Here is a 5,301-nt window from a genome sequence, read left to right as displayed (position 1 = left end):
CCCGGCGACGACGCCGCTGAGCACCGCGACGGCCCGCCAGTCCTTGAGCCGGAACAGCAGGAACACCGTGACGACGACGGCGAGCGCCGCGGCCCACCACAGGACCGGGTTGCCGAGCGACGTGATGGCGCGGGCGCACCGCTCCACCTCGCAGCCGGCCTGGCCGGGGTCGTACGAGCGCCAGTAGAAGGACGTGGGCCGCCACTGCACGATCCAGCCGAGCGGGTGCGCCTCGTAGGGGTGCTCGGACGCGAGCCCGTTGTGGAAGCCCCACATCTTGAGGTGGTACTCCCACAGCGACCGCAGGCCCGGCGGGAGCCACGGGACGCCCTCGCCGGGGTGCTCGAGCGCCCACTGGCGCATGTACGCGCCGGGCGTCGCGAACCACGACGTCCACGCCGCGAGGTAGGCGAGCGCCGCCGTCGGGAGCATGACGAGCGCGGCCGGGATCGCGTCGCGCAGCAGCGCGTCCTCCCACCAGCGCCCGATGCCCGCGGTCCGTCGCGCCGTCGCGTCCCACAGCACGGAGACGACGGCGAACACCGCGAGGAAGTACAGGCCCGACCACTTGACCCCGCACGCGAGGCCGAGCGCGACGGCGGCGGCGAACCGCCACCAGCGCCAGCCCAGCCCGGGACCGTACCGCCCGATCCGCCCGCCCGCGTCGAGGATCGCGCCGCAGCGGTCGGCGAGCCGCCGTCGTGCCTGCTCGCGATCCAGCAGGAGGCACCCGAACGCCACGAGCACCCAGAGCATGAGCATGTTGTCGAGCAGCCCCGTGCGCGCGTGCACGATCGCCGCCCCGTCCACGGCCATGAGTGCGCCCGCGATGATCCCCATCGCCGTCGAGGCGAACAGGCGCCGCGCGATCCGCGCGACGAGGACCACCGCGACCACCCCGACCACCGCCGACGCGATCCGCCACGACCACGGGTTCTCCGCCCCGCCGAACGCCTTCATGCCGAGCGCGATCATCCACTTGCCGAGCGGCGGGTGGACCACGTAGTCCGCCGTCGGCAGGAACGAGTTCACGTCCCCGGCCTCGAAGGCCGGGTTCGGCTCCTCGGGCCAGTCCGCCTCGTACCCCACCTGCAGGAGCGTCCACGCCTGCTTCACGTAGTACGTCTCGTCGAACACCAGCGAGCCCGGTCGGCCGAGGTTCCACAGGCGCAGCACGGCCGCGACGACGGCGACGATCGCGACGCCGAGCCAGCCCCACAACCGGTCGTGCGCCGTCGCGCCCAGGGCCAGACGGCGCGGCCCGAGCAGCGCGAGGAGCAGCCGCTCGCGGTGGGTCGGTTCGGGCGCGGCGTCGGTCGCGACGGGCGCGGGGCCGTCGGCCTCCTGGCCGTCGGGCTGCGGGGCGGGCCGGCCGTCGTCGGCGAGGTCGGCAGCGTGCCGGGGACCGGGGTGCGCATCGGCGGGCGGCTGGGACACGCAGGCCATCGTAGGGGCTGGCGGGTGTGGAACCCTGGGAGCCATGTCCTCCCTCCCTGTGCCCGACGAGCCCGACGCGCCCGACGAGCCCGACGAGCCTGACGCGCCCGACAGCGACGGCCCGACCGCGACCCGGCGGGAGGCCGGTCACCTCGTCCTCGCGGGGACGCCGATCGGGAACGCGGAGGACGCGAGCCCGCGGCTGCGCCGTCTGCTCGCCGAGGCCGACGTCGTCGCGGCGGAGGACACGCGCCGGCTGCACGGGCTCGCGGGCCGGCTGGGCGTCCAGGTCGGGGGGCGGGTCATGAGCTTCCACGAGCACAACGAGTCGGAGCGCGCGGACGACCTCCTCGACGTCGTCGAGGGCGGGGGGACCGTCCTCGTCGTGTCCGACGCGGGGATGCCCAGCGTGTCGGACCCGGGCTTCCGCGTCGTGGCCCGCGCCGTCGAGCGCGGCGTGCCCGTGACCGCTGCACCCGGCCCGAGCGCGGTGCTCACGGCGCTCGCGCTGTCCGGGCTGCCGACGGACCGGTTCTGCTTCGAGGGGTTCCTGCCCCGCAAGGCAGGGGACCGCTCGCGCACGCTCGCGGCCCTCGTGGACGAGCCCCGCACGCTCGTGTTCTTCGAGGCCCCGCACCGCGTCGCGGAGGCGCTCGCCGCGATGGCCGAGGCGTTCGGCGCGGACCGGCCGGCCGCCGTCGCGCGCGAGCTGACGAAGACGTACGAGGAGGTGCTGCGCGGGAACCTGGGCGAGCTCGCCGCGCGCGCCGCCGAGGAGCAGCTGCGCGGAGAGATCTGCGTCGTCGTCGGCGGGGCGCCGGCCCGTGGGCCGGTCCCGCTGGCCGAGCTCGTACCCGAGGTGCTCGCGCGGGTCGACGGCGGCGTGCGGCTCAAGGAGGCCGTGGCCGACGTCGCGCGGGGCGCGGGCGTGCACAAGCGCGACCTCTACGCCGCGGCGCTCGAGGCGCGTCGCCGCTGACGCCTCTCAGGAGTTGTCAGCGCCCGGCGCGGCTCTGGGTCCGTGGGGTGCTGACAGGTCCGGCCCTTCAGGAGTTGTCAGCGCCCGGCGCGGCTCTGGGTCCGTGGGGTGCTGACAGGTCCGGGGGTCACTTTCCGACGGCGGTGCTCGCCTCGAGGGTGACGCCCGCCGCGGCGAGCTCCTCCCGGGCGGCGGCGCCCAGCTCGGGCGTGACGGGCACCGTGAGGTCGGTGAGGACCCGGGTGCGCAGGCCCAGCGCGTGCGCGTCGAGCGCCGTCGCGCGCACGCAGTGGGACTCCGCGATGCCGACGACGTCGACCTCGCCGATGCTGGCCTCGCGCAGGACGTCCCCGAGCGCCCGGCCCTCGACGTCGACGCCCTCGAAGCCCGAGTAGGCCGCCTGGTACTCGCCCTTCTTCACGCTCACGTCCGGGGCGAGGTCCGCGAGGGCCGGGTGGAGCTCGGCGTTCGGCGTCCCCGCGACCCCGTGCGGGGGCCACGTGTCCACGAAGTCTGGGGTCTCGCTCCAGTGCGTGCCCGGGTCGACGTGCCAGTCCTGCGTCGTGACGACGAGGTCGTAGCGGTCGCGGTGGTCGCGCGCGTGGTCCGCGATGCGCTCGGCCACCGCGTTCCCACCGTCGACGCCGAGCTCGCCGTCCTCACAGAACGTGGGCTGGACGTCGACGACGATCAGCGCGCGGCGCGGCGCCGGGTTGCTCTGGCTCATACGCCCACTGTGCCACGGCCCGCCTGGGTCGACGGCGTGCAGGAGGTGTCGGCCCACGTCTCCGGGCCGTCCGGCGCGAGCCGGCACGACCCGCGCTGCGTGGCGGGTACGTGGCGCCGGTGCGAGAGTGGGGGCACCGCACGCGGAGCCCACGGGAGGACACCGATGAGCGAGCAGCAGGACGCCCCGGCGACGACCCCGAGGCGCGAGCAGACCCACCGGCCCATCGGCTACTGGCTCAAGCTCGTGGACCGGCTCATCGACGAGAGCTTCGACGAGGTGTTCCAGCACACCGGTCTCACGCGCCGGCACTGGCAGGTCCTCAACACGATCCGCGACGGGGTGAGCGAGGAGACGGCCGTGGACGGCGTGCTGTCACCGTTCACCGGTGCGGCGGGCGGCGGGCAGGCGGCGGCGGTGAGCGCCGAGGTGGAGGACCTCGTCCGGCGCGGCTGGGTGGCGCGGTCCGACGCCGGGCTGTCGGTCACGCTCGCCGGGAACCACGCGTACCACGACCTCCTCGACGCGGTGTCGCGCTCGCGCGAACGCGTCGCCGAGGGGATCTCGCCCGAGCACTACGCGACGACGGTCGCGACGCTGCAGCAGATGGCGCGCAACCTCGGGTGGTCGGGCTGACCTGTCAGTGTCACGCGACCCTCGGGTGATCCGAGATGCTGACACGTCGACGCGAGAGACAACGTGTCAGCATCACGCCCCTCGGGTGACCTGCGGTGCTGACACGGCGAGACGGGACCGCGCGCCGTCGGGCAGCGGGCGTACGCTGCCGGGACCCGCGACCCGCACGCACCCCGCGCCAGGGCGCGCCGCACAGAGCTGGAGCACTGCGATGGAGTTCCGCCGGATCCCCGGTCTGCCGCCCTACGTCTTCACGATCATCGACGGGCTCAAGATCGAGGCACGCCGAGCAGGGCGCGACGTCGTGGACCTCGGCTTCGGCAACCCGGACCTCCCGAGCCCGCAGATCGCCGTCGACAAGCTCGCGGAGGCCGCGCAGAACTCGCGCAACCACCGCTACTCCGCGTCGCGCGGCATCCCCAAGCTCCGCGAGGCCGTCGCGGGCCTGTACCAGCGCCGGTTCGGCGTGAGCCTCGACCCCGACACCGAGATCATCTCGACGATCGGCGCCAAGGAGGGGTTCAGCCACCTGATGTGGGTGCTGCTCCAGCCGGGCGACGTCGCGCTCGTCCCCACGCCGAGCTACCCCATCCACATCTGGGGCCCCTACTTCGCAGGCGCCGACGCGCGCCAGGTCCCCATCGGCGACGGCACCGACGCCGCGGGCTACATCGACCGCATCATCGAGGCGTGGGAGCTGGGCTGGCCCAAGCCGCGCGTCGTCGTGCTGTCGTTCCCGCACAACCCCACGACGACGGTCGCGACCAAGGAGGACCTCCAGCGCCTCGTCGACTGGGCCCGGGACAAGGACGTCGTGCTCGTGCACGACCTCGCCTACGCCGACATGACGTTCGACGGGTTCCGGCCGCCGTCGATCATGGAGTGCGAGGGCGCGCGCGAGGTCGCGGTCGAGCTCTACTCGATGACGAAGTCGTTCTCCATGGCGGGCTGGCGCGTCGCGTTCCTCGTGGGGCGCCGCGACGTCGTCGGCGCGCTCGCCAAGCTGAAGAGCTACCTCGACTACGGCACGTTCCAGCCGATCCAGATCGCCGCGACGGTCACGCTCAACGAGGCGACCGAGTTCCCGCAGGAGATCTCGTCCGTCTACGAGTCGCGCCGCGACGCCCTCCACGACGGCCTGCAGCGCATCGGCTGGGACATCCACAAGCCCGGCGGCACGATGTTCGCGTGGGCCCGCATCCCCGAGCCCTATCGCGACATGGGCTCCATCGAGTTCGCGACGCACCTCGTCTCCGAGTGTGACGTCGCCGTCTCCCCGGGCGTCGGCTTCGGCCCGGGCGGCGACGAGTTCGTCCGGTTCGCCCTCATCGAGAACGAGCACCGCATCGGCCAGGCGGTCCGCGGCCTCAAGCGCGGCCTCACCCGCCTCCCGTAGCGACCGCCCGGACGTCGCTGCGCGGCTCCGGCCGGGGCTGGGCGCCGACACGACGCCCACCCTGACCGTGGTGCGTCGCCGTGCCCGACCACGGACGAGGGCGAGACGACGCCGGAGGGTGCGGGA

5 protein-coding genes are annotated in these 5,301 nt (G+C 74.2%); 3 read left to right on the top strand and 2 right to left on the bottom strand.

Features of this window, described 5'->3' with window-relative positions; genetic code table 11:
• Positions 1–1,446, bottom strand: a 1,446-nt coding sequence (locus AC4H2H_RS19640; protein ID WP_494372518.1) for a dolichyl-phosphate-mannose--protein mannosyltransferase, incomplete at its 3' end; no start/stop codon positions are given.
• 34 nt (positions 1,447–1,480) lie between these two features.
• On the opposite strand from AC4H2H_RS19640, the gene rsmI reads away from it, so the two are divergent.
• Positions 1,481–2,416: a 16S rRNA (cytidine(1402)-2'-O)-methyltransferase gene (gene rsmI / locus AC4H2H_RS19635; protein ID WP_494372517.1), complete on the top strand. Its 936-nt coding sequence runs from the start codon at positions 1,481–1,483 to the stop codon at positions 2,414–2,416.
• 127 nt (positions 2,417–2,543) lie between these two features.
• Here the strand turns inward: rsmI and AC4H2H_RS19630 are convergent, their stop codons facing one another.
• Positions 2,544–3,143, bottom strand: a complete 600-nt coding sequence (locus AC4H2H_RS19630) for an isochorismatase family protein (RefSeq protein WP_494372516.1) — start codon at positions 3,141–3,143, stop codon at positions 2,544–2,546.
• A gap of 165 nt (positions 3,144–3,308) precedes the next feature.
• On the opposite strand from AC4H2H_RS19630, the gene AC4H2H_RS19625 reads away from it, so the two are divergent.
• Both AC4H2H_RS19625 and AC4H2H_RS19620 read left to right on the top strand, forming a co-directional pair.
• On the top strand, positions 3,309–3,779 hold the full coding sequence (locus AC4H2H_RS19625; RefSeq protein WP_494372515.1) for a MarR family winged helix-turn-helix transcriptional regulator: 471 nt from the start codon (positions 3,309–3,311) through the stop codon (positions 3,777–3,779).
• A gap of 211 nt (positions 3,780–3,990) precedes the next feature.
• Positions 3,991–5,175: an aminotransferase class I/II-fold pyridoxal phosphate-dependent enzyme gene (locus AC4H2H_RS19620; RefSeq protein WP_494372514.1), complete on the top strand. Its 1,185-nt coding sequence runs from the start codon at positions 3,991–3,993 to the stop codon at positions 5,173–5,175.
• The last annotated feature ends 126 nt before the right edge of the window (positions 5,176–5,301 follow it).

The sequence above is a fragment of the Cellulosimicrobium sp. BMG9.22 genome, from assembly GCF_059159975.1.
Note: the sequence above shows the minus strand (reverse complement) of the source record. Positions and strands in the feature narration are given on the sequence as shown.

Bases quoted from the DNA above. Each gene is read 5' to 3' on its own strand.
- rsmI (WP_494372517.1), top strand. From the start codon at position 1,481: ATGTCCTCCCTCCCTGTGCCCGACGAGCCCGACGCGCCCGACGAGCCC.
- AC4H2H_RS19630 (WP_494372516.1), bottom strand. From the start codon at position 3,143: ATGAGCCAGAGCAACCCGGCGCCGCGCCGCGCGCTGATCGTCGTCGAC.
- AC4H2H_RS19625 (WP_494372515.1), top strand. From the start codon at position 3,309: ATGAGCGAGCAGCAGGACGCCCCGGCGACGACCCCGAGGCGCGAGCAG.
- AC4H2H_RS19620 (WP_494372514.1), top strand. From the start codon at position 3,991: ATGGAGTTCCGCCGGATCCCCGGTCTGCCGCCCTACGTCTTCACGATC.